Annotated in this window: 1 protein-coding gene; it reads right to left on the bottom strand. The window is 65.1% G+C overall.

The window, feature by feature from the left end:
* A partial coding sequence (locus R0J88_RS19155) for an OmpW family outer membrane protein (protein ID WP_410900753.1) occupies positions 1-331 on the bottom strand: 331 nt, incomplete at its 3' end.
* Positions 332-344: the final 13 nt, after the last annotated feature.

Here is a 344-nt window from a genome sequence, read left to right as displayed (position 1 = left end):
GCACCGTGCCGTCGGCCGCCTTGATCGTCACCGTCGACGTCGTCTTCAGCGGGATGTAGGTCACCGACGCGACCAGCCCGAAATGCTCGGTGATGTTGTACTGCAGGCCCGCGTTGAACACCGGCTGCCACGACGACGAAGCCTTCGCCTCCACCGACGTCGTCCCCGGTTTGCCCGCGCCCGCCGCGAGAATCGCGCCCAGATTGTCCTGCGTCTGCTTGATGAAGTTCGTATTGAGCTGCAGGTCGCTGAACCAGTTGTACGACACGCCCAGCCCGAGGAACGGCCGGAACTTCGCGGTCGCCGCGCCGAAGTAGTACTGCAGCAACACCGCGGGGCTCCAC

It is taken from the genome of Pseudoalteromonas sp. SIMBA_162 (assembly GCF_046535955.1).
Taxonomy (GTDB): domain Bacteria; phylum Pseudomonadota; class Gammaproteobacteria; order Enterobacterales; family Alteromonadaceae; genus Pseudoalteromonas; species Pseudoalteromonas marina.
Note: the sequence above shows the minus strand (reverse complement) of the source record. Positions and strands in the feature narration are given on the sequence as shown.